The 26,954-nt window shown below is 67.8% G+C and carries 22 protein-coding genes; 8 read left to right on the forward strand and 14 right to left on the reverse strand.

From position 1 onward, the window contains the following. Positions 1-48: 48 nt before the first annotated feature. The gene (locus AOZ06_RS47745; RefSeq protein ID WP_054295429.1) at positions 49-888 is read right to left on the reverse strand and encodes a DUF4097 family beta strand repeat-containing protein; all 840 of its coding nucleotides are present in this window, start codon (positions 886-888) and stop codon (positions 49-51) included. A 29-nt stretch (positions 889-917) separates the two neighbouring features. Continuing rightward, a complete protein-coding gene (locus AOZ06_RS47750) occupies positions 918-1,418 on the reverse strand; it encodes a hypothetical protein (RefSeq protein ID WP_054295430.1) in 501 nt (166 codons plus the stop codon). A 339-nt stretch (positions 1,419-1,757) separates the two neighbouring features. On the opposite strand from AOZ06_RS47750, the gene AOZ06_RS57435 reads away from it, so the two are divergent. Then, the gene (locus tag AOZ06_RS57435) at positions 1,758-2,975 is read left to right on the forward strand and encodes a chymotrypsin family serine protease (protein ID WP_157233641.1); all 1,218 of its coding nucleotides are present in this window, start codon (positions 1,758-1,760) and stop codon (positions 2,973-2,975) included. 107 nt (positions 2,976-3,082) lie between these two features. Further along, positions 3,083-5,608: an NACHT domain-containing protein gene (locus tag AOZ06_RS47760; RefSeq protein ID WP_054295432.1), complete on the forward strand. Its 2,526-nt coding sequence runs from the start codon at positions 3,083-3,085 to the stop codon at positions 5,606-5,608. Here the strand turns inward: AOZ06_RS47760 and hutI are convergent. From hutI to hutH, 5 genes are read right to left on the reverse strand one after another with little or no spacing between them, the layout of a single operon-like run. After that, complete coding sequence (gene hutI / locus AOZ06_RS47765) at positions 5,601-6,749, reverse strand: imidazolonepropionase (RefSeq protein ID WP_054297451.1); 1,149 nt, start codon at positions 6,747-6,749, stop codon at positions 5,601-5,603. The two genes, AOZ06_RS47760 and hutI, sit on opposite strands and share 8 nt — an antisense overlap. Beyond that, the gene (locus AOZ06_RS47770; protein WP_054295433.1) at positions 6,746-8,026 is read right to left on the reverse strand and encodes a formimidoylglutamate deiminase; all 1,281 of its coding nucleotides are present in this window, start codon (positions 8,024-8,026) and stop codon (positions 6,746-6,748) included. The genes hutI and AOZ06_RS47770 overlap by 4 nt, the downstream gene beginning before the upstream one ends. Beyond that, positions 8,023-9,231 (reverse strand): allantoate amidohydrolase, encoded by a 1,209-nt coding sequence (locus AOZ06_RS47775; protein ID WP_054295434.1) that lies wholly within the window; start codon positions 9,229-9,231, stop codon positions 8,023-8,025. The genes AOZ06_RS47770 and AOZ06_RS47775 overlap by 4 nt, the downstream gene beginning before the upstream one ends. A 7-nt stretch (positions 9,232-9,238) precedes the next feature. Continuing rightward, a complete protein-coding gene (gene hutU / locus AOZ06_RS47780; RefSeq protein ID WP_054295435.1) occupies positions 9,239-10,882 on the reverse strand; it encodes a urocanate hydratase in 1,644 nt (547 codons plus the stop codon). Beyond that, the gene (hutH, locus tag AOZ06_RS47785; RefSeq protein ID WP_054295436.1) at positions 10,879-12,384 is read right to left on the reverse strand and encodes a histidine ammonia-lyase; all 1,506 of its coding nucleotides are present in this window, start codon (positions 12,382-12,384) and stop codon (positions 10,879-10,881) included. The genes hutU and hutH overlap by 4 nt, the downstream gene beginning before the upstream one ends. Positions 12,385-12,482: 98 nt before the next feature. On the opposite strand from hutH, the gene AOZ06_RS47790 reads away from it, so the two are divergent. Together AOZ06_RS47790 and AOZ06_RS47795 are read left to right on the forward strand one after the other, a co-directional pair. Beyond that, complete coding sequence (locus AOZ06_RS47790; RefSeq protein WP_054295437.1) at positions 12,483-13,259, forward strand: IclR family transcriptional regulator; 777 nt, start codon at positions 12,483-12,485, stop codon at positions 13,257-13,259. Positions 13,260-13,292: 33 nt separating this feature from the next. Next, positions 13,293-14,066: an NAD(P)H-binding protein gene (locus AOZ06_RS47795; protein ID WP_054297452.1), complete on the forward strand. Its 774-nt coding sequence runs from the start codon at positions 13,293-13,295 to the stop codon at positions 14,064-14,066. A 360-nt stretch (positions 14,067-14,426) separates the two neighbouring features. On the opposite strand, the gene AOZ06_RS47800 is transcribed toward AOZ06_RS47795, so the two are convergent. The 6 genes from AOZ06_RS47800 to AOZ06_RS47825 form a co-directional block, all read right to left on the reverse strand. After that, positions 14,427-15,347 carry an ABC transporter substrate-binding protein gene (locus tag AOZ06_RS47800; RefSeq protein WP_054295438.1) on the reverse strand — a complete coding sequence of 307 codons (921 nt, stop codon included), beginning with the start codon at positions 15,345-15,347 and terminating at the stop codon, positions 14,427-14,429. Between the two features lie 13 nt (positions 15,348-15,360). Continuing rightward, entirely contained in the window at positions 15,361-16,080 is a 720-nt protein-coding gene (locus AOZ06_RS47805; protein WP_054297453.1) for an ABC transporter permease, read from the reverse strand. Continuing rightward, positions 16,077-16,730: an ABC transporter permease gene (locus AOZ06_RS47810; protein ID WP_054295439.1), complete on the reverse strand. Its 654-nt coding sequence runs from the start codon at positions 16,728-16,730 to the stop codon at positions 16,077-16,079. The genes AOZ06_RS47805 and AOZ06_RS47810 overlap by 4 nt, the downstream gene beginning before the upstream one ends. Next, entirely contained in the window at positions 16,727-17,821 is a 1,095-nt protein-coding gene (locus tag AOZ06_RS47815) for an ABC transporter ATP-binding protein (RefSeq protein WP_054295440.1), read from the reverse strand. The genes AOZ06_RS47810 and AOZ06_RS47815 overlap by 4 nt, the downstream gene beginning before the upstream one ends. 125 nt (positions 17,822-17,946) lie before the next feature. Beyond that, positions 17,947-20,712, reverse strand: a complete 2,766-nt coding sequence (locus tag AOZ06_RS47820) for a bifunctional diguanylate cyclase/phosphodiesterase (protein ID WP_083472422.1) — start codon at positions 20,710-20,712, stop codon at positions 17,947-17,949. A 93-nt stretch (positions 20,713-20,805) separates the two neighbouring features. Next, entirely contained in the window at positions 20,806-21,990 is a 1,185-nt protein-coding gene (locus AOZ06_RS47825; RefSeq protein ID WP_054295441.1) for an NAD(P)-dependent malic enzyme, read from the reverse strand. A gap of 314 nt (positions 21,991-22,304) precedes the next feature. On the opposite strand from AOZ06_RS47825, the gene rfbC reads away from it, so the two are divergent. After that, complete coding sequence (gene rfbC, locus AOZ06_RS47830; RefSeq protein WP_054295442.1) at positions 22,305-22,898, forward strand: dTDP-4-dehydrorhamnose 3,5-epimerase; 594 nt, start codon at positions 22,305-22,307, stop codon at positions 22,896-22,898. On the opposite strand, the gene AOZ06_RS47835 is transcribed toward rfbC, so the two are convergent. Beyond that, the gene (locus tag AOZ06_RS47835; protein WP_236951973.1) at positions 22,883-23,170 is read right to left on the reverse strand and encodes a S26 family signal peptidase; all 288 of its coding nucleotides are present in this window, start codon (positions 23,168-23,170) and stop codon (positions 22,883-22,885) included. The two genes, rfbC and AOZ06_RS47835, sit on opposite strands and share 16 nt — an antisense overlap. Before the next feature lie 110 nt (positions 23,171-23,280). On the opposite strand from AOZ06_RS47835, the gene sodN reads away from it, so the two are divergent. The 3 genes from sodN (at position 23,281) to AOZ06_RS61520 (ending at position 26,913) form a co-directional block, all read left to right on the forward strand. Next, on the forward strand, positions 23,281-23,694 hold the full coding sequence (sodN, locus tag AOZ06_RS47840; RefSeq protein WP_054295443.1) for a superoxide dismutase, Ni: 414 nt from the start codon (positions 23,281-23,283) through the stop codon (positions 23,692-23,694). A 1,240-nt stretch (positions 23,695-24,934) separates the two neighbouring features. Continuing rightward, positions 24,935-25,684 (forward strand): hypothetical protein, encoded by a 750-nt coding sequence (locus AOZ06_RS57440; protein WP_157233642.1) that lies wholly within the window; start codon positions 24,935-24,937, stop codon positions 25,682-25,684. A gap of 665 nt (positions 25,685-26,349) precedes the next feature. Further along, positions 26,350-26,913, forward strand: a complete 564-nt coding sequence (locus AOZ06_RS61520; protein ID WP_261340418.1) for an HD domain-containing protein — start codon at positions 26,350-26,352, stop codon at positions 26,911-26,913. The last annotated feature ends 41 nt before the right edge of the window (positions 26,914-26,954 follow it).

The raw sequence follows: 26,954 nt of genomic DNA on the forward strand, positions 1-26,954 counted from the left end.
GGCACAGCTCCGCCCCGGCGTGAATTCGTTGTGGGAAAAAGAAGGCGATCAGGCCGCGCGGCGCACGGTGATGTTGCCGAACCCGGTGTGGGCGTGGACCTCGACGGTCTCCTCGTTCTGACCGGGGCCGTCAGTGGTGGTCAGGTCGTTGCGGACCGCCCCCATGACGGTCTTGAGCTTCAGCCAGGCCGCGGTTCCCTGACGGATGCCGACTTCCACGGCACCGTGGGTGGTGTTGAGCAGGACCGTGCCGCGAGCCACCTCGCCGACCCTGATGTCGCCGTGGCTGTTCTTGATGGTGACGCCGGCTGCCGCCGTTTCGACCTCGACCTCACCGTTGCCCGCGGTCACCCGCACTTCGCCTGCGACGTCGCCGAGCCTGGTGCGGCCGTTGCCGTTCTTCACGGTCGCGTCGCCGTCGACCTGGCCGATGCTGACCTCACCGGAACCGGTCCGCAGGTCGGCGGGGCCGCTCACCTGGCCGACGACGAGCGTGCCGTGGCCGGTGTCCACGGTCAGCGTGCCGGTCTGCTCGAACCTCGCGCCACCGTGCTGGATCTTGTAGTGCACCGCGCCGAGGCGGCCGTCGCCGCGGATGTCGACGACCTGGCCTTCACCCGTCAGCGCGCTGCCGTGGGGCACGTCGACGGTGATGTCGACAGTGCCGCCCTTGCCGACGAGCGGCCATTTCGGTGTTTTCACTTTCAAGCGGCCGTTCGCGTATTCGACCGTTGTTTTCTCGGCCGCTTTCCGGTCGTTTCCATTGGATTCCACCCGCGGGCGTACGTCGACGACGGTGTCGGCCCGCTCGGTCGCGTTGATGACGATCTCACCGACCGCGACCTCAAGCTGGATGGTAATGGGTTCCGGGGTCTGGAAAACAGTCATGACAGCATTTCCTTTCGATGTGGCGCAGGTCAGCGGACCCAGCCGGAGAAGCTCTGACCTTCCGCTGACGTGCGGTGTTTCGGCCTGGCGGCGGCACCGTCGGCGTCGACCATGGTGGCGACTGCGCGGACCAGCCACGCGTTGATCGACAGCCCGTCCCGGCTCGCCGCCCGCTCGACGCGTTGTTTGAGCTGCTCGGGGAGCCGGAAGTTGATCCGGGCGGTGGCGGCTTCGTCGACGAGTGGCACCACGACAGGCGCCTGCTCGGGCCGCGCCACCTCTGGCACCACACCTGGCACCACGACGAAGTCCGGGTCCCTGCCCCGCAGCCGGACCTCGACCGAGCCCGGCGTGAGATCACGGGTGATCTCCGCCGCCGCCGCCGAGAGGGCGTCGAGCAAGGTCAGCCTGGTCGCCGAGTCCAGTGGCGCGGTGAGCCGCTCGGCCAGCTCCTTGGCATCCGCGCCGCCCGCCGCCGCGGCAGTCGCCAGTTCGGCTCGGAGCTTCTCGACGTACGGGGTGAGGTCCATGGCACTAACTATGACACCACAGTGGTGCCATCGCAAGTCCCAGATGGCATCACTTCACGTTTCAGCAGGTCAACAGCAGTGCCACCGGTGATGCCACATGGTGCCACCATCGTCGGCTCGGCCGCCCGAAAGGGCGGAGAAAAAATACGTCCCGTTACGCAAAAGCGACGGCGATTGCAGTGGACTGCATTCCGGGCCGTCCTTCGTTGACACTCGGCGAAGTGCCCGCATATCGTCCGAATCAGCGGCGATGACGCAGGTAAAGGCCAGTTCGAATACCAACGAATCCGATTTGTCTCGGCGTTGCCGTCATGCCTGCGGGACAAATGGGGAGGAATGATGTTCCGAAGAAGCGCGGTACTCGCGGCAGCTGGGATCTCGATTCTCGGTGTGCTGGCCACGCCCGCGGCCGCGAAGGTGACCGGCGCCTACGACACCGGGACGGACGCGACAGCCACGATCGCCAAGGCGTACCTGACCTCGCACCCCGGCCTGACCCCGGCGAAGGCCCGGGCAGCGGCACTGGCCCAGTCGGCTGGTGAGCACCTCAAGGCTGAAATCAGCAAACAGTGGAAGACGTTCGGCGGCGGCTGGTTCGACCCGTACACCGCCACCTACAACCTGGCCGTCACCTCGTCGTCGACCGGGAAGGCCTTAACCGCAGTCGGTGACAGCAAGGGCGTGAAGGTCAACACGCCGCTCGTAGCACGCAGCCTCGACCAGCTCAACGCCGAGGCCGAGGCGCTGCGCAACGGCACGTCCGCGCTCGCCAAGGCTGCCGCGCGCAACGTGGGCATCGACGTGCGCACCAACCAGGTCGTGGCGGCCATCCCGGCGACCGCCCGCCGCGCGGACCTCAGCCAGGCAGGCGTGATCGTGGTGAACGGGCAGAACACCACGGCACAGGCCGACGCCTGCACCGACCGCGCGAACTGCGACAACTTCGAAGCGGCGGGCCTGGTGCTGCGCAACGGCGCCGGCCAGCACTGGTGCTCCATCGGCTTCACCGCGCGCAACTCGGCCAACCAGCGGATCACACTCACCGCGGGCCACTGCAGCACCGGCATCGGCGAGGTGTGGTCCAACGGGACGGCCACCGTCCGGACCGTCGGCTCGGTGAGCGGGCGCATCGACTCGGGCGTGTCCGACGTGACCAGGATCGTGTCGACGAACACCTTCTACGGCGACGTCAACAGTGGCCGCATCTACATCGGCGCGGGGTCGTCGACCGCGCCCGTGAAGGGCAAGTCGTTCTTCCTTGTCAACGACGTGGCGTGCTTGTCGGCCAGCTTCACCAACCCGGCGCGTGGCGGCAACCCGTGTGCCACGGTGACGAACACGAGTGACGCAGGAACCCGCGGCATGGTCCGTATCGACGGCTACGACGCCTGCGGCGGCGACAGCGGCGGCGGTTGGTACTGGCTGGCGTCGAGCGGCAACCGTTACGCCGTTGCCCTGCACAGCCGCAGCAACACCGGCTGCAACGTCTCCCCCGGCACCTCGTGGGCGAGCCCGTTGAACGCGTTCTACTCCGACCTGGTCTACGAGACCAGCTGAGCCACCTGAATCCGCGCGCCCGCCGAGTTCCCCTTGCTCGGCGGGCGCGCACCCGCGCGTACAGTTGTGTGCTTTCCCGGCAGCTTCGGCGCGAAGGATCTTGTTCTGTGACCGGTAAAGCTGGCATCGCCGTCTTCGCAAGCGCGGTCGCGGCAGGTCCTGTGGCCGCGCTGATCTGGCCGGACGTCATCAAGTGGGCGGTCGTCGGCGGCTACGAGGTGATCCTGTTCCTCGTCGGCATCGCGGGCGGAGTGCTCAACGACCTGAAGAAGCGCTGGCAGGCCCGTGCGGCGGACCGGCTCGACAAGGCGCTGAGCCGCCGGTTCACGCGCTTCGACCGCCGCTACCGCGAGTACGTGCTGAGCGACCTGCGCTCCCTGGACGTCAGAGGCCTGCCGACCAGCGGCTTCTACACGCCGGACCTGGACGACGTGTTCGTGGACGTGACGCTGGACCACCGCGCACCGCACCAGGTCCCCGGCGGTCTGCTCGGCGACCTGCCGACGGTCGACACCTCACGCCACTCGATCTGGGATTTCCTCACCGGCAAAGACCCGAACGTGCTGGCGGTGCTGGGCGCACCAGGCAGCGGGAAGACGACGTTGTTGCGGCACAGCGCAAGGCGCGTGTTCGCCAGCAAGCACCGCAACGTCCCGATCTTGTTGTACCTGCGTGACCACGTCGCCGAAATCGCCAGGAACCCGGACGTCTCGGTGGCGACGTTGACCGCGAACACCCTCGGTGACCTCGGCAAGACGGAACCGTCGGGCTGGTTCACGCAGAAACTCACCGACGGCGCCTGCGTGGTGCTCCTCGACGGCCTGGACGAGGTCGCCCGCAAGCAAGACCGGCAACTGGTCGCCGACTGGGTCGGGAAACAGATCAACCACTTCCCCCGCAACGACTTCGTACTCACCTCCAGGCCACACGGCTATCGCGCGACCCCGGTCAACGGCGCGACGGTGCTGCGTGTGCAGAGTTTCACCGACGAGCAGGTCCGCGCGTTCGTACGCGGCTGGTACGTCGCGATCGAGCGCCACATCAACCCGGACGCTCCCGTGCACAAGGCTGAGGCGGAAGCGGAAGACCTGCTCGGCAGGCTGCACGACGCACCAGCGCTCACGGATCTGACCGTGAACCCGCTGTTGCTGACGATGATCGCGAACGTGCACAAGTACCGCAAAGCGCTGCCGGGCAGCCGCGTCGAGCTGTACAGCGAGATCTGCCAGGTGATGTTGTGGCGCAGGCAAGAGGTGAAGAAGCTCCCGCTGGACATCAGCGGGGACAAGAAGGCGACGCTGCTCGCCGCGCTGGCGTACACGATGATGCAGGACAGGGTGCGCGACCTGTCCGGTAAGCGCCTGCACGAGGAGGTCGGGTCGACACTCCGGCGGCTGTCGCGCAAGGTCACGGCGGCTGACTTCGTCGCCGACGTGACCTCCAACGGACTGCTGGTGGAGCGGGAGAGCGGGCTGTACGCGTTCGCCCACCACACGTTCCAGGAGTTCCTCGCAGCCAACCACATCCGGGACAAGAACCTGCTCGGCACGCTGGTGGACAACGTCGACGACCTGTGGTGGCGTGAGACGACGTTGCTGTACACGGCGCGGGCCGACGCGGACGCGATCGTCGAAGCGTGTCTCAAGTCGGGGAGTGTGCAGGCTTTGTCCTTGGCGTTGGACTGCGTCGACCAGGGCAGCGAGTTGAAACCCGAGTTGTCGGACGAGTTGGACAGTCTCGTCACGGACGCGTTGGCCACCACGGCCGACCGGGATCATCGGGCGTTGGCCGCGCGGGTACTCGTGACGCGACATTTGCGGCAACTGACCTCGGTGGAAGGGCACGGGCAGGTCTGCACGGCGCCGATCACGAGGAAGATCTACCACCTGTTCCGGCAGGAGGTCCCCGGCCCGATGCCGGACGCACCGGACGAGTTCGTGCCGGACGACACCCCGGTGCTCGGTGCCCGGCGTGCCGACGCGTTGAGTTTCGTGAAGTGGGTCAACGGGATCACGGAGGGGAGCTACCGGCTTCCCACCAGCGCGGAACTCAACGACCCGAGGGTCCGGCGGAAGATCGGGTCGGTGCGGAGTGCCTGGCTGAACCCCGACCAGGCTTCATACGCCCTGTGGGCGGGGTATGCGGCCGTGCACCCGCACTACGTCGGCGCGACCATCCAGGTCGGACAGCTCGCCGCGGACCTGAAGCGCCACGGAGCACCGACCTTGCTCAAGGATTCGGAGTGCTTGGAGAACCTGGAGAACCGCTCCATGGGCGAGCGCGCGTTCGCCGGCCTCAGCAACGTGGTCGTCGACCTGGACAAGCTCCCCATCATCATCCGCGAGGTACGCACCGAGGTCGAGCACATGACGAACAGTCCGTGGGCGCGCACTGTCGGCCGCGGGTTCGCCGAAGCGGCGCTCCCTGTGTTCGAACGTCAGCAGACGCTGACAGCCGAGCTGGCCAGTGCGTTGCGCATCGCGGCATGGTGTCTTGTCCCGGTGGCCAAGGATCACGGGCTCACGGTCACCGCCGACCAACTCCTGCACTGCACGGCCGGGCTGATCCTGATGGAACGCCGGGCCAACGGCGACGCCCCGATCGCCGAGACGATCCTGCTCGCCGCTACCTGACGCGTTCTCCCTTGCGCCACACGGCGTACGTCAACGGAACGCCGGGCCGGTAAGCCAGGTGCGTGATCGACGGCGCGTCCAGCACGTGGATGTCCGCACGACTCCCGGGCCGCAGGATCCCGATCTCGTCCTCACGCCGCAAAGCCCGAGCACCGCCCCACGTGGCAGCACGCACAGCCTCAGCCACACTCATCCGCATCTGAAGCACAGCCGTGGCCACGCAGAACGCCATCGAAGTGGTGTACGACGACCCGGGGTTGCAGTTCGACGCCAACGCAACCGTCGCACCCGCGTTCAACAAAGCCTGTGCGTCCGGCAAAGGCTGACGAGTCGACAAGTCGCAGGCGGGCAGCAAGGTCGCCACGGTTTCGGAGCTGGCGAGGTCTTCGACGTCGGACTTGGTCAAGTACGTGCAGTGGTCCACCGAAGCCGCGTTCATCTCGACCGCGAGCCGCACGCCGGGGCCGTAGTCGAGCTGGTTGCCGTGCACGCGCAGGCCGAGGCCGTGTTTGCGGCCTGCCTCGAGCACCGCACGGGACTGCGGGCCGTCGAACGCGCCTGTCTCACAGAAGACGTCGATCCAGCGCACGTGCGGTGTGACGGCTTCGATCATCTCGCCGCAGACGAGGTCCACATAGGAATCAGCGTCCCAGCCCGGCGGCACCAGGTGCGCGCCGAGGAACGTGACCTCGTCGACCTGGTCCGATGCCAGGACCGCCGAGCGCAGCTCGTTCGGCACGTCCAGGCCGTAGCCGGTTTTCGTCTCGATGTACGTCGTGCCTTGGGACACCGCTTCGGCGACATGTCGGCTCATCACCGCGGTCAGGTCCGCGTCGGACGCCGACCGGGTCGCGCCGACCGTCACCGCGATTCCGCCCGCGCGGTAGGGCTGGCCCGCCATCCGGGCAGCGAATTCCGTTGTCCGGTCGCCTGCGAAGACCAGGTGGGTGTGGCTGTCGACCCAGCCGGGCAGCACAGCCCTGCCTTCCAGGTCAACGGCCGAGTCCGCCGCGGGCGCCGAGGACGCCGGGCCTGCCCAGACCACTGACGCCCCGTCCAGCACCAGCGCCGCGTCCGGCAGCGTGCCCAGTTCGTCGTCGTTCGTCGTCAGCTCGCCGATCCCGGTGAGCAGCAAACTCATCGCCACAACTCCTCAATGGCCTCGGTCAGCAGCTGTCCCACGTCGCCGGCGCGGTGGCGCCCGTCCTCGACGATCACCCGGCCGCCTGCCACGACCGTGTGCACGTCCGACGCGGTGGCCACCAGCATCGCCTGCGACGGCAGGCACCCGGCGGTCCGCGGCGTGTCGAGGGAGATCGCCACCAGGTCCGCGTACCCGGCAGGCCAGCCGAGGCTGGTGTGCGCCGTCATGGCCGTGTACAGCTCTTCTGGTGTGAACCGGCCGCGCCGCCCGGTGCGCAGCCGTTCGCCGTGCTCGACCGCACGGGCTTCCAGCAGTGGATCGATCACAGCATGTTGATCGCTGCCAAGGGACAGCGGACTTCCGGCGTCGACGAGCTCACGTGCAGGGCCGATCCCGTCGGCCAGATCCGCTTCGGTGGTCGGGCAGAAACACGCGCCCGTCCCCGACGATCCGAGCAACGAGATGTCCTTCGTGGACAAATGAGTCGCGTGGACTGCCGTGGTACGCGGGGAAAGCGCACCCGCCTCCGCCAGCAGCTCGGTGGGCGTCAGGCCGTACGCGGCCAGGCACGCCTCGTTCTCGGCAGGCTGCTCGGACAGGTGCACGTGCAGCGGCCCCGACGGCCACGCCGAAACCAGCGACGGCAACGCAGCCCTGGGCACGGCACGGGCCGAGTGGATCGCGGCGCCTGCGAGCAGCACCGAATCGGACCGCAGCGACGACACACGCGACGCCCACGCGTCCACCGAACCGTCCGAGAACCTGAGTTGCTCCTCCGCCAGCGGCTGGTCGATTCCGCCTGCCAGATAACAGGTATCCAGCAGCGTCACGCGGATCCCCGCGTCCGACGCCGCCTGCCGCAGCGCCTCGGCCATCGCGTTCGGGTCGGCGTACGGCGCCCCACCCGGTGCGTGGTGCACGTAGTGGAACTCGCCGACGCACGTCACCCCGGCCAGCGCCATCTCGGCGTACACGGCGGTCGCCAGCTTCCGGTAGCTGCCCGGGTCCAATTTCCCGGCCAGCGCGTACATGCCCGTGCGCCAGGTCCAGAACGTGCCGCCGTCCGCGTGGGTCCGGCCGCGCAACGCTCGGTGGAACGCGTGCGAATGGGCGTTGGCGAAACCCGGCAACACCAGGCCGGGCAGCCGATGCGCATCGGGCGGGCACGGCGAATCCGGCACCACAGCGGTGATCTTGCCGTCGGCCACGTCGACCAGGACGCTGGACCGCACGCCTGACGAGTCCAGCCAGGCGTGCTCGCACCAGTACCTCATGCTTTGGTGGCCAGCTTCGCCAGCACCTTGGCCAGGGCTTCGACACCGGCTTCGCAGTCGGCGGCCTCGGCGTGCTCGGCCGGCGCGTGGCTCACACCGGTCGGGTTGCGCACGAACAACATCGCGGTCGGCACGTGCTCAGCCAGGATCCCGGCGTCGTGCCCGGCCCCGGTCGGCAGCGCGGGTACGTTGCCGAGCGCGGCCACCAGGTCGTCACGCAGGGACGAGTCGAAGTGCACCGCGTCCCCATAGGACTCCTCGGTCACGACCAGCCCACAGCCCTCGTCCCTGGCCGCCTGCTTGGCCGCGGCGGTGATCCGCTCGACCACGGCACGGGTACGGCCGTCGTTGGGGGCGCGGGCGTCGAGCCAGACGTCCACCGACGAGGCGATCACGTTCGTGCCACCGGGGATCGGTTCGATCCGGCCGACCGTGGCCCGTGACCCGTCCACACTGGACGCCGCCCACCTCGCGGAGAGGATCAGCTGCGACGCGGGCAGCATCGGGTCACGCCGGGAGCCCATCGGGGTGGCACCGGCGTGGTTGCCCTCGCCGGTGAACCGGAACCGCCAGCGGCCGTGCGCCAGGATCGACGTGGCCACGCCGACCGGCGCGTTCAGGTCGACCAGCCCACGGCCCTGCTCCACGTGCAGTTCGACGAACTGGCCGATCCGCGCGAGGGCCTCGTCGTCCTTGCCGACCCTGGCCGGGTCGAGCCCCGCGGCCCTGACCGCGTCGGCGAACGTGTCGCCTTCGCGGTCCTTGAGGTTCAACGCCGTCTCGGCCGTGGTCGCCCCGGTCAGCAGCCGGGAGCCGAGGCAGGCGAGGCCGAACCGGCCGCCTTCCTCCTCCGCGAACACCATCAGCGCGAGCGGCCGGTCCGGCTTGAACCCCTTCGCCTTCAGCACGTCCACCGCGGCGAGGCTGGACACGACGCCGAGCGGGCCGTCGAACGCACCGCCGCCGGGCACCGAGTCCAGGTGGCTGCCGGTGACCAGCGCGTCCGGTCCCGGCGCGCCCCACCACGCCCAGATGTTGCCGTTGCGGTCGACTTCGACGTCCAGGCCGCGGCTGCCCGCCTCGGCGGTGAACCACTCGCGCAGTTCGAGTTCCGGGGCGTCGAAGCCGTGCCTGGAATACCCGCCGCGCGAGGGGTCGGTTCCGACGTCCTTGATCGCGGTCAGCAACTCCGTCGCCGTGGTCATGGCAAGATCATGCCCGGGTCATCGGGATATGCACACCCCGTGATTGGGCGATTTCGGCCGCACGGTCGTATCCGGCGTCCACATGGCGTATCACGCCCATCCCCGGATCATTGGTGAGCACCCGTTCGATCTTCTGCGCGGACAGCTCCGTTCCATCCGCGACAGTCACCTGTCCGGCGTGGATCGACCGGCCGATGCCGACCCCGCCGCCGTGGTGGATGGACACCCACGTGGCGCCGGAGGCGGTGTTGACCATGGCGTTGAGCAGCGGCCAGTCGGCGATGGCGTCCGAACCGTCGGCCATCCCCTCGGTCTCGCGGTACGGCGAGGCCACCGAGCCGCAGTCGAGGTGGTCACGGCCGATGACCACCGGTGCGGACAGCTCGCCGCTGGCGACCATCTCGTTGAACCTCAGGCCCGCGAGGTGCCGCTCGCCGTAGCCGAGCCAGCAGATGCGGGCGGGAAGGCCTTGGAACTCGACGCGTTCCCCGGCCATCTTGATCCAGCGGGCCAGCGACTCGTTCTCCGGGAACAGCTCGAGGATGGCCCGGTCGGTCGCGGCGATGTCCTTCGGGTCACCCGACAGCGCCGCCCAGCGGAACGGGCCCTTGCCCTCGCAGAACAGCGGCCGGATGTACGCGGGCACGAAGCCGGGGAAGTCGAAGGCGCGTTCGCAGCCGCCGAGCTTGGCCTCGCCGCGCAGCGAGTTGCCGTAGTCGAACACCTCGACGCCCTTGTCGAGGAAACCCAGCATGGCGTCGACGTGCTCGGCCATCGAGTCGCGGGAGCGGTCGGTGAACTCGTCCGGCTTCTTGGCCGCGTAGTCCGCCCAGTCCTCCAGCTCGATGCCCTTGGGCAGGTACATCAGCGGGTCGTGCGCGGACGTCTGGTCGGTGACGATGTCGATGTCGACACCCCGGCGCAGCAGCTCGGGCAGCACTTCGGCGGCGTTGCCGACCACGCCGACCGACAACGGCCGGCGCTCGCGCTTGGCCGTCTCCACCCTGCGGATCGCGTCGTCCAAATCGGACGCGAGCTCGTCCAGGTAGCGGGTCTCCAGCCGGCGCCGGGCCCGGTGCGGGTCGACCTCGATCACCAGCGCCACGCCGTCGTTCATGGTCACGGCCAGCGGCTGGGCGCCGCCCATGCCGCCGAGACCCGCGGTCACGGTCAGGGTGCCGCGCAGCGAGCCGCCGAACTTCTTGTTCGCGATCGCCGCGAAGGTCTCGTACGTGCCCTGCAGGATGCCCTGCGTTCCGATGTAGATCCACGAACCGGCCGTCATCTGGCCGTACATCGTCAGTCCGGCGGCCTCCAGCTTGCGGAACTCCGGCCAGCTCGCCCAGTCCGGCACGAGGTTGGAGTTGGCGATCAGCACACGCGGCGCCCACTCGTGCGTGCGCATCACACCGACCGGGCGGCCGGACTGCACCAGCAGCGTCTCGTCCTGGTTGAGCTCGGTCAGCTCACGGGTGATCGCGTTGAAGCTCGGCCAGTCCCGCGCGGCCTTGCCCGTGCCGCCGTAGACGACCAGGTCGTCCGGGCGTTCGGCGACGTCCGGGTCCAGGTTGTTGTGCAGCATGCGCAGCGGGGCCTCGGTCGCCCAGCTCTTCGCGGTCAGTGCGGTGCCGGTGGTGGCCCGTACGGTCACTTGATGCCTCCAGAGCGGATCAGTTCTTCGGCGGCGGCGATTTCGGGCGCGAGGTGCCGGTCCGGCCCCGGCCCGGGAACACGGGTACGCAGAGCCGCGACGGCGGCGGCGGTCGCCGTCGCGGGCTTGAGCGGGGCACGCAGGTCGAGCGCGCGTGCCGCGGTGAGCAGTTCGATCGCGAGGACCGTGGTGAGACCGTCGACGGCCTTGCGCAGCTTGCGCGCGGCGGCCCAGCCCATGGAGACGTGGTCCTCCTGCATGGCGCTGGTCGGGATCGAGTCGACCGACGCGGGCACGGCGAGCCGCTTGAGCTCGGCGACCACCGCGGCCTGCGTGTAGTGGGCGATCATGTGCCCGGAGTCCACGCCGGGGTCGTCGGCGAGGAACGCGGGCAGCCCGTGCGAGCGGGCAACGTCGAGCATCCGGTCGGTGCGCCGCTCGGCCATGCTGGCCACGTCGGCGACCGGGATCGCCAGGAAGTCCAGCACGTACGCGATCGGCGCGCCGTGGAAGTTGCCGTTGGACTCGACGCGGCCGTCGGCCAGCACGACCGGGTTGTCCACGGCGGACGCCAGCTCACGGTCGGCGACGAGTTCGGCGTGCGTGATGGTGTCGAGCGCGGCACCGTGCACCTGCGGTGAGCAGCGCAGTGAGTACGCGTCCTGCACACGCGTGCAGTCCGGCCCGCGGTGGCTGGCGACGATCTCGGAGTCGGCGAGGATCCCGGCCATCCGCTTCGCGGACTCGCCCTGCCCCGGATGCGGCCTCAGCGCGTGCAACTCGGCCTGGAAGACACGGTCCGTGCCGAGCAGGGCCTCGATGCTCATCGCCGCGGTCAGGTCCGCGATCTTCATCAGTCCGCGCAGGTCAGCGGCGGCCATCACGAGCATGCCGAGCATGCCGTCGGTGCCGTTGATCAGCGCGAGGCCTTCCTTCTCGGCCAGTTCGACCGGGGTGATCCCGGCGTCGCGCAGCGCCTCAGCCGCGGGCCGCAGCACGCCGTCGACCCGGACGTCACCCTCGCCGGTCAGCGCGAGCGCGATCGAGGAAAGCGGGGCGAGGTCACCGGAACAGCCGAGCGAGCCGTACTCCTGGACGACCGGGACGATGCCCGCGTTGATCATCCCGGCGAGGGCTTCCACAGTGGACGGCTTCACGCCGCTGTGGCCCATCGCCAGGGTGCGCAACCGCAGCAGCATCAGGCCCCGGACGACTTCGGGCTCCACCTCGGGCCCGGCGCCCGCCGCGTGCGAGCGCACCACGGCGTGCTGCAGCGCGGTCCGCCGTACCGGTGGGATGTGGCGGACCGCGAGCGCGCCGAAGCCGGTGGAGACGCCGTAGGTCGGTTCAGGACGTGACGCCAGCCGTTCGATGTGCTCGCGCGACTGCGCCACGGCGCGCAGGGCCTCGTCGGTCAGACGAACGCCTACGCCATCACGAGCGACCGCGACCACGTCGGCGCGGCTGATCGGGGTGAGACCCAGGGCTACCGGTTCTGCCATTGGGCCATCACACCCCGTGGATCACTCCGGCACGACCCGGGACAAGACGATCGTGTCTGGTATCCCAGACATCGCCGAACGGGGATAGCGTGGCCCCCGTGGTGACGAGTTCGGACGTGCCCGCGCTGCGACGGGGCCTGGCCGTGCTCCGGCTGATCGCGGGGCGGCCGGGGCCGGTGTCGGCCGCGACCGTGGCCCGTGAGCTGGGCCTGCCGCGCTCGACCACGTACCACCTGCTGGCGGAGCTGGCCGAGGCCGGGTTCGTGACGCACCTGCCGGAGGAGCAGCGGTACGGGCTGGGCGTGACGGCGTTCGAGGTGGGTTCGGCCTACCTGCGCCAAGACCCGTTGGAGCGGCTCGCCCGGCCGTTGCTGCGCAGGTTCGCCGACCGAGTCGGGCATACCGGCCACCTGGGCGTGCTGCACGGCGCGGAGACGTTGTACGTGGTGCGCGAGCAGCCGTCGCACCCGCAGTCGCTGGTGACGTCCGTCGGCGTACGGCTCCCCGCCCACCTGCCCGCATCGGGGCGGGCGATGCTGGCGCACTTGCCGCCCGCGCAGGTACGAGCCCTGTTCCCCAGCAAGGACAGTTTCGTGACGCGAACGGACAGAGGTCCCCGCGACCTGCCGTCGCTGCGCCGGGTACTCACCGCGGAACGCCGCCAGGGCTGGGCAGTCGAGGACGGGTACGTGACACCCGGGTTCGCCTCCGTCGCCGCGCCGATCTTCGACCACGGCGGCAGGCCGATCGCGGCGATCAGCGCGACCTTCCGCCACGAATGCGCGAGCGAATGCGGCGAGACCTGGCCGGAGCTGGCAGTGGAAGTGCGCAAGGTGGCGGCCGGGATGACCACGAGGGTAGGCGGCCGAGGTTGACCTCGACCCAGGTTGAGGATGCACGGTGAGGCCATGACGATCCTGGTGACCGGGGCGACCGGAAGTGTGGGCGGACAGGTCGTGTCCCAGCTGAGAGAACCAGTCAGGCCGTTCTCCCGGGCGACCGGCGGCGACCTGACCGATGTAGACAGCGTGCGCGAAGCACTGACCGACGTGGACAAGGTGTTCCTGGTCTGGCCGTTCTTCCACACCGAAGGCCTGGACAGGGTCCTCGAAGCGATCGCAGGGCAGGCGAAGCGAATCGTGTACCTGTCCTCAGCCGGAGACCCGGAATGGGCCCGCGCGGCGGAGAACCTGATCGAACAGACCGGCCTGGAGTGGACGTTCCTGCAGCCGACGGGCTTCGCCGCCAACGCACTGCGATGGGCGAACGACATCAAAACCGAAGCAGTGGTCAGAACACCGTTCGGCACCATGTCCCGGCCGCATATCCATGAATACGACATGGCCGCAGTGGGCGTACGAGCCCTGCTGTCAGACGAGCACGTGGGCGCGAAATACACGTTGAGCGGACCGGAACTGGTCAGCCAGTTCGACCAGGTGAAGATCATCGGCGACGTGATCGGCCGAGACCTGCGCCTGGACGAGCAGACACCCGAAGAAGCACGAGCGAAGATGCTCACGACCGGCTGGCCGGAACCCGTGGTCGACGGAGCAATCGCGGCATGGGCATCGATGGTCGAAAACCCGGAACCCATAGTGCCAACGGTGGAAGAGATAACCGGCACCGAGGCGAAGACCTTCCGCGCCTGGGCACAGGACCACGCAGCAGACTTCAAGGCATAGCAGAAGCACGCAACATCAACCCGGCGCGCACCACCAAAGCGATGAAGCGCACCGACCTGGACAAGGCAGCGATCAAAGAGACGAAACCCAAGGGCTGCAACGAAAGAAGCCGACACAACCAAAACCCCAGCGCGGCGCCGATTTCACATGGAGCGGAATGGCCGTAAGCTCGTCCGCGCGGAGAGCCCGCAAGCAAACGAGAACGCAAAGCCATACGCCATGGAACGGGCTCCTCCCCCTTGCGCTCTCCGAGGCCATTCCGGAGGCTCCATGTCAAATCGGCGACGCCAGGCGGGCCCTTCGCTGCGAACAAGACAAAAGTTGGGCCCCCGGAAAACCGAGGGCCCAACCGAACCTGACTCAGATACCGGCAGAAGCCAGCCACTCCTGAGCGACCTTGGAAGCATCCGGCTTGTCCGGCGAAGCCAGCTTCCCGTTCAGCTCCAACAGGGTCTTGGTGTCCAACTTGGACGAGACCTTGTTCAGCGTCGTCTTCACCAGGTCACTGGCTTTCTTGGCGTTGACGACGGGAATCACGTTCTGCGCCGCGAACAGGTTCTTCGGGTCCTCCAGCACGACGAATCCGTTGGCCGGGATGGCCGCGTCCGTGGTGAAGATGTCCGCGGCCTGGATGTTCCCGTCCTTCAGTGCTTTCGTGGTGATCGGGCCCGGCTCGAGGGACTTGTAGTCCTTGAAGGTCAGGCCGTACTTCTCCTTCAGGCCAGGGATGCCCTGCACGCGCTGCTGGAACTCGGGCGGCCCGCCGAAGGTGATCTCACCCATGTGCGGGGCCAGGTCCGCGATGGACTTCGCCTTGTACTTCTCCGCCGTCTCCTTGGTGACGACCACGGCGTCCTTGTCCTCGGCGGCTGCCTTGTCCAGCACTGCCAGCGTCTGCGGGAGCGTCTTCTTCAACGCGTCGTAGACGTCGTCGGGGCTGGTCGCCGCTGCCTTCTTGTCCAAGTAGGTCAGCAGCGTGCCGGTGTACTCCGGGACCAGGTCGATCGAGCCGTCCTGCAGGCCCGGGTAGTACGTCTCGCGGCTGCCTATGCCGAGCTTCTTGTCGACCTTCACGCCCTTGGCCGCCAGTGCCTGCGCGTAGATCTCCGCCAGCAGCCTGCTCTCGGCGAAGTTCGCCGAGCCGACGATGATCGTGTCGGTCGGCGCCGGCTGCCCGGTCGCGTTGTTGTTGCTTGCCAGCGGGTCGGATGAGCCGCCGCATGCAGTGAGCATGAGCGCCGCCGCGACGGCGGTCGCCAGCCCGGCGAGTGTGCGCTTCATCGTGTTTCTCTCCTCATGCGGTTTCAACTGCTACTTCCACCGGCCAGACCTTGCGGTCGCGCCGGCGGGTCGGGTTGCGGCGCAGGCCGCGGGACACGACGAGCCGCTGCAGCAGGATCAGCAGCCCCTCGATGGCCAGGGCGACGACGGCGATCACGATCGTGCCGCCGAGCGTCTGGGCGAAATCACGCAGGTACAGCCCGTCGATCACGAACCGGCCGAGCCCGCCGAGCGAGACGTACGCGGCGATCGTCGCCGTCGCGAGCACCTGCAGCGTGGCCGCGCGCAGGCCGCCGAGGATCAGCGGCAGCGCGTTGGGCAGCTCGACGCTCCAGAGGATGCGGCCCTCCTTCATGCCCATCCCGCGCGCGGCGTCCACAACGGACCGGTCGACGTTCCTGATGCCGGAGTACGTTCCCGCCAGCAGCGGCGGGATCGCCAGCACGACGAGGGCCAGCGTGACGGGCAGCAGGCCGATGCCCATCAGCAGCACCAGCAGGATCAGCAGACCGAGTTCGGGGATCGCGCGCAGCGCGTTGACGACACCGACGAGGAACCCGCCTTTGCCGCTGTGCCCGATCACCATGCCGATCGGCACCGCGATCACCAGGCCGAGCAGCACGGCCAGCGCCGTGTACCCGAGGTGTTCCAGGACCCTGGCGGGGATGCCACTCGGCCCCGACCACTGCTGGGGCGCGAACAACCAGTCGAAGGCGTTGCCGAAACTGTTCACTTCGCCCCCACCGTCCGCCCGGCCCGCGCCCACGGCGTGAGCAACCGCCCGAGCAGGAGCAACAGACCGTCGAAGACCATCGCGAGCAGGAAGATCAGCACGATCCCCACGATGATCTCGTCGTAGTTCTCCACCGAGAAGCCGTCGGTGAACAGGGCGCCGAGCTGCGGCACACCGAGGATCGCCGCGACACTGGTCAGGCTGATGTTCGACACGGTCGCCACCCGCAGGCCCGCGATCAGCACGGGCACGGCCAACGGCAGCTCCACGCCGAAGAACCGGCGCACCGGCCGGTAGCCCATCGCGTTCGCCGCGGCGATCACGTGCGACGGGACCGCGGCGAGCGCGTCGGCGACCGAGCGCACGAGCAGCGCGACCGTGTAGATCGTCAACGCCACGATCACGTTGATCTCGTCGAGCACCTTCGTGCCGAGCAGCGGCGGCAGGACGAGGAACAGCACGAGCGACGGGATCGTGTACAGGATTCCCGCCGCGGGCACGAGGATCGCGCGCGCGACCGGCCACCGGTTGGCCACCCAGCCGAGCGGGATCGAGATCACCAGGCCGAACAGCACCGGCAGCAGCGAGATCACCAGGTGCGGGCCGAGCGGGTCGATGACCTTGTCGAAGTTGTTCGACAACCAGTTCATGGTTTGCCCACGGACTCGGGGTGGCCTTCGATCTCGTCGAGGACCTGGCGCGCGGTGATCACGCCGACGTACTTGCCGTCCGAGTCGACCACCACACCGCGACTGGCCGGAGAGGACAGCGCCGCGTCCAGCGCACCACGCAGAGGCGTGCCCGTCGTGTAGAGGGATCCTCCTGCCACCAAGGAACCCGAGCCGAGCGGGCCGTCCACTGTGGTGTTCGGCGGGAGCCAGCCACACGGGTGGGAGTTCGCGTCGAGCACCAGCACCCAGTCCGAACCCGCGCCGGAGACGGGCTCGCCGACGGTCGCGGTCGGCACCTGGTCGACCGCGATCCCCGACGACTCCAGAAAGGACAGTCCACGGTAGCCGCGGTCGCGGCCGACGAAGCTCGCCACGAACTCGTCCGCCGGGTAGCGCAAGACGTCCGCGGGCGTGCCGTACTGCGCCAGCACACCACCCTTGCGGAACACGGCGACCTTCTCACCGATCCGCACGGCTTCGTCGATGTCGTGCGTGACGAACACGATCGTCTTGTCCAGCTCGCCCTGCAACCGCAGCAACTCGTTCTGCAGGTCCTCCCGCACCACCGGGTCGACCGCGCTGAACGGCTCGTCCATCAGCAGGATCGGCGGGTCGGCCGCGAGCGCACGCGCCACGCCGACGCGCTGCTGCTGGCCACCGGACAGCTGGACCGGATAGCGCTTGCCCATCTCGGTCGGCAACCCGACGGTCTCCAACAGCTCGGCCGCCCTCGACCTCGCCTTGCGTTTGTCCCAACCGGACAGCAGCGGCACGGTGGCGATGTTGTCCAGCACTGTGCGGTGCGGGAACAGCCCGGCCTGCTGGATCACGTAACCGATGCCAAGGCGCAGCGACGCCGGCGCCGAGTCCTTGATGTCCTTGCCGTCGATCAGGATCGTGCCCGACGTGGCCTCGATCATGCGGTTGACCATGCGCAACGAGGTCGTCTTGCCACATCCGGACGGCCCGACAAACACGGTTATGGTTCCCGCGTCCACTGTCAGGTTCAGCTTGTCGACGGCGACTGTCCCGTCGGGATACTGCTTGGTCACGTCCCGGAACTCGATCACCGGGGCCCCTGTCGTCGCGGCGGCCTCCTGCCGGCCGCCTCAATTCTTCAACGACCCTATCCCGAGGTACCGACAACGGCACGGAATTCCAGTATCCGGCCAGCTGGCGCAGCGTTACAGGACGGTTACGGTCCGGGCGGGGCGGGCACGTGCAACGGGCCGAGCCGCAACAGTTCGCGGAACGCGTCGGCGGGCACGGCGCGGGACATCAACCAGCCCTGATAGGCCTCGACGCCGATGTCGCGCAGCGCGTTGAACTGCGTGTCGGTCTCCACGCCCTCGGCCACGCACGTGCGCCCCATCGCCCTGGTCAGGTCGACCACGGCCCGGGCGACGGCGAAGTCGGACGGGTCCGTGCCGATCCCCGCGACGAACCTGCGGTCGACCTTGATGATCTGCGCGGGCAGGTCCTTGAGCCTCGCCAGCGACGAATAGCCGGTGCCGAAGTCGTCCACAGCGAACCGGACGCCGCGGGAGACCAGGTCGGCCATGGCCGTCCGGCTGCGCGACGGCAGGTCGACGAAACTGGTCTCGACCAGTTCGAGCACGACCCGCTCCCACTCCACACCGGATCCCGCGATCGCGGTCGCCACCACGTCGACGAACTCGGGGTCGCCCGGCACCAGCCCGGCGAGGTTGACCGCGACCGAGACCTGCCCGCCGTCCACGTCCGGCCACGACTTGGCCTCCCGCAGCGCGGTCCGCAGCACCCATCTGTCCAGGTCACGCAGCAGGTCGCCCTGTTCGGCGACGGGCAGGAACTGGCCGGGGCCGAGCAGGCCCCTGTCCGGGTGCGGCCAGCGGACCAGCGCCTCCGCGGTCAGGATCGAACCGTCCACGCCGACAACCGGTTGGTAGTGCAGGACAAGGCCGTCGTTGCCGAGCGCCTCGCGCAGCTGGCCCTCCAGGTACATCTGGCTGTCGGCCGTCGCGATCAGTGCCGCGTTGGCGAGCGAAACCCTTCCGGCGCCACGCCTTTTCGCCTCGAACATGGCCGCGTCGGCGAACCTGAGCAGGTCCGCGCCGGTGGTCTCCGGGCCGCTCGGCACGGCCGCGCCGACCGAAGCGGACACGCGCAAAAGCTGCCCCCGCACGGGAACCGCGGTCCGGAACAGGTGCGCGACCTTGCTGGCCAACGCGTCCACGCCACCGACCTCGTTCTGGTCGGGGCAGATCACCACGTACTCGTCACCCGACATGCGCGCGGCCGTGCACCCGTCCGGCAGGCCGTCCTCGAGGCGGCGCGCGAGCGCGATCAGCAACTCGTCCCCGGCGTCGTGGCCGAGGGAATCGTTCACCCGCTTGAAGTTGTCGACGTCGCAGAACAGCAGGGCGACGTCCCTGGCGCACGGCGCCGAGAGCAGCTCGGTGAGCAGTTCGTTCACCGCGAACCGGCCGGGCAGCCCGGTGAGGTCGTCGTGGGTGGCCTGGTGGCGCAGCAGCTCGGCGGCGCGGCGGCGTTCGGTCACGTCCTGGAAGACCACCAGCCAGAACCGGCGGCCGTCGTCGGCCACCGAGGACACCACGTTGAGCTCGCAGTAGACGGGTTCGCCGGACGCGGTGGCCAGCACGCGCTGACCGGCTTCCAGCCGGGCCCGAGGCTCGTGCTCCGAATGGGTCAGCTGCTCGGCTGACATCCCGCGCAGCCGCTCGAGATCCATTCCGAGCAGCTTGCACAGCGCGTCGTTGGCGTCGACCAGCCGCTCGGTCGCGTCGAACAGCCCGATCCCGACCGGGGTGATCGCCACCAGGTCGGTGAACCGCTGGCTGGAACGCTGCATCCGGCTCTCGGTCGACCGCTGCTCGGTCACGTCCTGCGCGGTGCCGACCATCACCGGGCCCTCTTTGCGGCCCGCGAACGACGCGCCACGGCAGCGCAGCACGCGAATGGAGCCGTCCGGGCGGACCACGCGGTACTCGCAGACGACCGGGTTGCCGGACTCCGCCAGCTGCCGCCAGGTCCGGTCCACCCAGACGCGGTCGTCCGGGTGCACGTATTCCAGGTAGTCGTTGTACGCCATCACCGTGCGCTCTTCGACGCCGAACAGCTCGTAGAGCATCGAGGACCACACGCATTCGCCCGTGGCCGTGTTCCACGCCCATGTGCCGAGCAGCGCCACACGCTGCGCGTCCTCGAACAGCCTGCGGTCCAGGGCGCGCTGCCGTCCGGGCGCACGCAGGTTGGTGATGTTCTGCACGATGCCGCGCACCAGGCGCGGCACACCGTGCTCGTCGAACACCGGTTGGGCGCGGACGAGGAAGATCCGGTCGGTGTCGCGTTCCCGCAGTTCCAGCTCGATCGGCTGGCCCTCGTGGGAGTCGAGCAGCCGTTCGCGGAACTCGATGATCGCGGGCAGGTCCTCGGGATGCGCCCGGAACAGCAATTCCGCTTCGGTGTCACCCGCGTTCTCGGTCACGCCGAGCAGGTCGTAGAGCGGTTCGCTGTAGTACGTGCGGCTTTCCGCGACGTCGTGGACGAAGCTGCCGAGGTCCGCGACCCGCTGGACCTCGGTGAACTCGTCGGCACCGAACCGGCCGCCGCCGGCGGGCGGCGCGAAGACCACCATGGTCACGCCACAGCCCTGGTCCAGCCGCAACGCCGTGACCTCGACGGATGTGCCGTCCGGACGGAGCACCCGCTGGCAGGCCCCGTCCTCGGCGAGCAGACCGGCCAGTGACTGGCCGATCAGCTCGTCCGGGGCGTCCACACCTGCGAGCACAGCCGCACCCAGGTTGGCCTGAACCACCAGGCCGTCCGAACAACGGACCCAGCCCGCCTCGGCATGCGGCGAGTCGGAAACCGCCGATTCACGCGCCGATCCAGCAGGCTCGACCAGTTCGGCCACGGTGCCACCCTTCCCGCGCCACACCTCGGGCGGGCCGAGCGCCATCCTGGATACGTACCTCCCGCCGCGCGATCAGGCTACCGTCCTGCTGTGAACAATCAATCCCTGGCTGTGACGATCGCCTGGACCACCTGCTGATCAGGCAGGCTTCGGCGCGACGCCGTCGGCCACCGCCGCGACCGCGACGGCCTGCGCGACCTCAGGCGCCACCCGCGGGTCGAGCGCGCTGGGCATGATGTGGTCGGCGTCCAGCTCGTCGAGCGCCACCGCGTGGATCGCCTCGGCCGCGGCCAGCTTCATGTTCTCGGTGATCCGCGTGGCCCCCGCGTCGAGCGCGCCGCGGAAGATGCCGGGGAACGCCGAGACGTTGTTGATCTGGTTCGGGAAGTCGCTGCGACCGGTGGCCACCACCGCCGCGTACTGGCGCGCCTCGTCCGGGTGGATCTCCGGGTCCGGATTGGACAGTGCGAACACGCTGGCGTTCGGCGCCATCGTGGCGATCAGCTCGGCGGGCACCTTGGACGACGACAGGCCGAGGAAGACGTCCGCGCCGCGCAGCGCCTCCGCGATGCCGCCGCGCAGGCCGCCGGCGTTGGTGATCTTGGCCATCTCGGCCTTGTACTTGTTCAGCCCATCGCGGCCCTCGTGGATGATGCCGCGCGAGTCCAGCAGCGTCACCTCACCGACACCGGCGAGGATCAGGATCTTCGCGCACGCGATGCCCGACGAGCCGGCACCGGCGATGACCACGCGCAGGTCCTTGAGCTGACGACCGGTGTACGTTGCGGCGCCGCGCAATGCGGCGAGCACGACCACGGCGGTGCCGTGCTGGTCGTCGTGCATCACCGGGCAGTCAAGGGCTTCGATCAGCTTCGCCTCGAGCTCGAAGCAGCGCGGCGCCGAGACGTCCTCCAGGTTGACCGCGCCGAACGACGGCCGCAGCCGCACCAGCGTCTCGACGATCTCGTCGACGTCGGTGGTGTTCAGCACGAGCGGGATCGAGTTGAGCCCGCCGAAGGTCTTGAACAGGGCGGACTTGCCCTCCATCACCGGAAGGGACGCGGCCGCGCCGATGTCGCCGAGGCCGAGCACGGCGGTGCCGTCGCTGACCACCGCGACCAGGCGGTGCGTCCAGGTGTGGGTGCGTGCGACGGCTGGGTCCTCGGCGATGGCGCGGCTGACCTTGGCGACACCGGGGGTGTACGCGATGGCGAGCGTGCGCGGATCGGAGATCGGCCGGGGCACTCCGATGTCGAGTTTCCCGCCCTCGTGCGCGCGGAAGATCTCGTCGTCGGTCACCGGCTTGGCCAATTCTTCATCCATTGCAGTCACAGGAGGCGTCCTCGTGTCAGGAGTGGGTACGGGAGCGACGCCGGAATCAGCGCGGTGGCGCCGGTCGTCCGGGTGCGTCGACCGCCCGGTCGCGCCCATCCGCTGGTTGGACGGGGCAACCGCGGACGCTGCGGTCCCCACAGTGTGGCAGTTGGCACCGGGGGTGTCTGCGGTGGGGATCACAGTTTTCACCGTGATTTCCGCACGTCAGTCCGCATTTTCGCAAGACGTCCGTCCGGTTTGTACACAAGCCCGCAGGCGGAGCGCCTCACGATCGGTCAAGTCGGCTACCTAGAATCCACGGCATGCAGGTACGCGAATTGTCGATCGCAGGCGTCTTCGAGTTCTCGCCGAGGAGCTTCGGGGACTCGAGGGGCCTGTTCGCGGCCCCGTTCCAGGGCGAGGTGTTCGCCGAGGCGGTCGGCCACCCGTTGCGGCTCGGGCAGACCAACCACAGCGTCTCCCGCCGCGGGGTGATCCGCGGTATCCACTTCGCCGAGACCCCACCGGGACAGGCGAAGTACGTCTACTGCCCGCGCGGCGCGATGCTGGACGTGGTGGTGGACATCAGGGTGGGCTCGCCCACGTTCGGCCAGTGGGACTCGGTGCTGCTCGACGCTAAGGACTTCCGCGCGCTGTACGTGCCGGAAGGGCTCGGGCACGGCTTCGTCGCACTGGAGGACGACACGGCGATGAGCTACCTCTGCTCGACCGGGTACAACCCCGGCAAGGAGCACGGCATAACACCGTTGGACGCGGCGCTGCGGCTGCCGTGGCCGACGGACATCGATCCGATCCTCTCGGACAAGGACACGAAAGCACCGACGCTCGCCGAGGCGATGACCGCGGGCCTGCTGCCGACGTACGACGCCTGCGTGGCGCACTATCGCAGCTTGTAGACCATCACGCCGAGCACCTCGGCCATCCCCAGCTCGCGCGAATCGGTCGACGCGAACTGGTTGTCACCCACGACGAAGTAGCCGGGCCCTGCGACGCGTTTGATGGACAGCTGGCCCGGCCGGTGCGGCCACCGCACGAGCACGACGTCACCGGGCTTCGCCTTCGCGGCCCGGCGGATGACCACGACATCACCGTCCTTGAGCGCCGGAGCCATGGACGGGCCGCGGACAGTGACGAAACGGATGGGCCACCAGCCCAAGGGATGGGTCACCAGTCACCTCCGACTGCCAGGCGGGGCGCGCACGAGTAAGGTCCACATTGTCGGAGCATCCGTAAGTGAATAGTGCGCCATTGTCGGCGCAAACTGCCAGGGAGGCACCCATGCGACTGCCGTCGCTCAGGGCGCTCGTGCGCCCGCGGCTGGAGGCAAGCGCTCACTGCGACCTGCCATGCGGGGTCTACGACCCCGCCCAGGCCCGGATCGAAGCCGAGTCGATCAAGGCGATCCAGGAGAAGTACCAGGCCAACGAGGACCTGGAGTTCCGCGCGCGTGCGGTCGTGATCAAGGAGCAGCGCAGCGAACTGGTCAAGCACCACCTGTGGGTGCTCTGGACGGACTACTTCAAGGCGCCGCACTTCGAGAAGTACCCGCAGCTGCACGACCTGTTCAACCGCGCGACGAAGGCGGCCGGAGCAGCGGGGACGAAGGGCACCATGGACCCGGCGAAGGGCCAGGAGCTGCTCGACCTGATCGCGGAGATCGACAAGATCTTCTGGGAGACCAAGCAGGGCTGAGCCCAGACTGCCTGAAACGGCGTTCACCAGCGACAGCGTGTGTCGTCGGTGAGCGTCGTTTCTCGTTGTTGGTCGAGCTTTGACGGCCTGGAGACGGCCTGATCTTGAACCTCTGCCGGTGGTCGAGCGGTAGACCTCGTTGAGTTCGTAGACCGTCCAGAGCGCCGTCTGGTTGGGGCTGATCTCCGGCTCCGGTACATGCCGACCTCCCGACGTAGTGGGCGCGAACGAGATGACTCGACCGGTCCCTCTCCTCGCCCCTGCCGCCAGTTAGCTCCGGGTCGTCGGTGTCAAGGGTGGGCGCTCGCGTCCGTGGCGAAGCCACGCCGAAGGCGCCCTTGATGGCGGTGGGCCGGTGTTGAACGATCAGCAGCGAGGACCTTCAACGCTGCGGCCTTCGCACCCGATTAGAAGCGGGCTGGGTCGGGAGACGGCGGGAGCAGCCCAGGGCGACCGTGCTGGGAGTACGCCAATGGAGATCTTCAGTCCGCGTCGTGGGCCCGGACGGTTCTGAGGTTCACGCGCCGCTGTCGGCTCGATTACTCGCGCGGGCGGCTCGGGGCCAGCCGATCGACCGAGCGGGCGTAGCGAAGCGGAAACCCGCTCGTGTCGAGATGGATTGGCCCGAGCCGCCAAGCGCGATGTGCGCCGCCGACGACGGCGCACCTTGATCCCATAGAGCCAAATTCGGCAAGAACCCACATGCATCGCTAGAAGCGACGCACCCAAGTTGTGCGGTGCAGCCTGAGGCCGCCGCTTCTGGCCTCAACACAGCCTGAGTTGACCTTGGGTTCAAGGTCACACACCACACTGGACGCGACCTAGTCCGTTCGGGTGATCAAACCCACGAATGGGCGGACTTGATAGAAACTGTGCGTCACGGATGACTTGATCATGATGCCCGGCTTACAGTCCACCTAGGACCTACGTCCGTAAGGAAAGCTTATGACCAACTACGGGTACATGTTCTTTACCTTTAGCGTGCATAAGCACGGAGAGGCAAAGAACCCACTTAGGCTCGGCCATCTCCTTGACGGACAGACGGCGATACCGGATGCGCCATTGTCACGGGCAGAAATGGTCGTGACTCTTTATGGCGTCCTATGGTTTGCGTGGTCACCGCATCGACGAAAAGAACAAGCACCTCGGAATCTCAAAGGTGTGCCCCCGAGGTCGGTGCATTGAGTTCACCGCAGAGCTTGGCACGAGTGGTCAAACCTCATGGTTCCTCGACCCTCGCATGGAAGGCGACGAACCCGTGTTCGAACGCTCCAGTCGCCACATTGAAGCAAATCAGCGGCGCGGATTGATTGTCGCCCCGACAAACTCCACCGTTGGCCTGCTCGCCCTGGAGTCTCGGTCAAGATCGACCGGGCGAGAACAGATTACCGCGATCCTTAAGCGAGGCGTCCGAAACCACACGGGCCTGATCATGGACTTTAATACTGTTGTACATGAGGAAGCATTACGCGCGTTCTTGAACACGGCACAGGTCAATGCGATCACCTTGCGTCGTCACGGAGTACCTCAAGACATAGCAGAGCAGCTTGAAATTCGCCAACCAGATGCCCACCTAGGACGTCTGGAGATGACGATTGGGCGCGGTCGCATCAGGGAGCTTAGCCAGCAGCTCGCGAACAAGTTCCGACGGGATGATCGAGCGCGTCGACGGCTACTGTCTGTCCATGGGCTCGACTTCAGTGAACTCAACGTCAAGATGCAGGTAGGCGAACGCAACACCACACTGTGCGTGTCGAGCGACAGGATGCCAGCATTTGTCTACCAACTGTCGTCTATCGGTGTTCCCACCGAAGAGCGCTTCTACGCCGAAGTGCTACGGATGGTACCCGAGGTTGGCCGCGCGTTCGGCGCAAATGTCGGTGCGGACTGGCATGCTGGCTCTTGGTCCAAGGAGTCACTCGCGACCGTAGTCGCCGTGCCGACGCAGGAGGTGTCTCTAGATGAGGGGCCAGCCGAAGCGGCGGGGTAAGTTCTCCAGTCTGACGTTGGTTACTGACCACTACGACACGTTTCGCGATGCCGCGACCGGCCGCAGGCGCCTGCTCGACTTTGTCGCATATATCGGCTTTCCTCTTACGCTGTCAGCCACAACATGGGCGTGCAATGCCCGGGCTGGAAATATACCTGAACTGTTGGCAGCAGCAGCAATTCTAACCGGCCTAATCTTCAATGTTTTTGTGTTACTATTTGACCTAACTATGCGCGCAACCGACAAGACCGACCCCGCTCACCCTTTCAACTATAAACAGACTAGCTGATGAACTGAGAGCAAACATCTCTTACGCGGTCCTACTGGGCTTAACCCTAACGGCGATCCTCGGAGGGCTTGCGATGTTTGGGAGCAAAGATCAGACGTTACATCCCATACTTACGGCTACAATAGTCTTCTTGGCAACTCAGATGCTATTGACTCTATCTATGATCCTGAAGAGAATCCGAGCGCTTTACCGGGCATTTCGCGTCACAGGTGCAGAGCGAATTCCGTAGCGATGAACTGTCGAGCAAATTCATCGATGGTTCTGGATAATCGCTGACGAGTATGCGCACTGGGTTGCCCGCCTGCGGCATGCAGGCATCCTATGTAGGCAACGCGCAGTCAGCAGATTCCTGAACGCCGCACGCTACGGTGACTGGGTGACTGACCTGGTGAATTGGTCCTCGGCTGTCGCGGAGGATCGCCTGGTGGTGTCCCTGCCTCGTCGGTGGAGTCATGTGCAGGGTGTGCTTGATCGGGCGAGGCTGGCTGCGGCCTTGTTCGAGCATGGCGAGGGTGAGCTGCTGGTGGCGGCTGCGGTGTTGCATGACGTGGGGTATGCCCCTGATCTCGCGCACAGTGGGTTTCATCCGTTGGATGGTGCTCGGTACCTGCGCAAGCTGGACGCGTCGGAGCGGTTGTGTGCGCTGGTGGCGCATCACTCCTGTGCGTATCGGGAGGCTGAGTTGCGGGGATTGTCGGCGGAGCTGGCGGAGTGGGCCGACGAGCAGACTCCGTTGCGGGACGCGCTGTGGTGGGCGGATATGACGACGTCGCCGGATGGGGTGACGGTGCCGTTTGAGCGGCGGATCGGGGAGATTCAGGAGCGGTACGGGCCTGATGACCTGGTGACGTTCTTCATCCGGCAGGCCAAGCCGGAGCTGGGGGTGGCAGTGGAGCGGACCGAGGAGCGGCTGAGGGCCGCTGGGATCGACTTCGAGTAGAGGACGTGTGGCCGTGACGTGTGTCGGACGGCCGGGGCGTA

Origin of the sequence: Kibdelosporangium phytohabitans (genome assembly GCF_001302585.1) — a bacterium.
In the GTDB taxonomy this organism is placed as follows: domain Bacteria; phylum Actinomycetota; class Actinomycetes; order Mycobacteriales; family Pseudonocardiaceae; genus Kibdelosporangium; species Kibdelosporangium phytohabitans.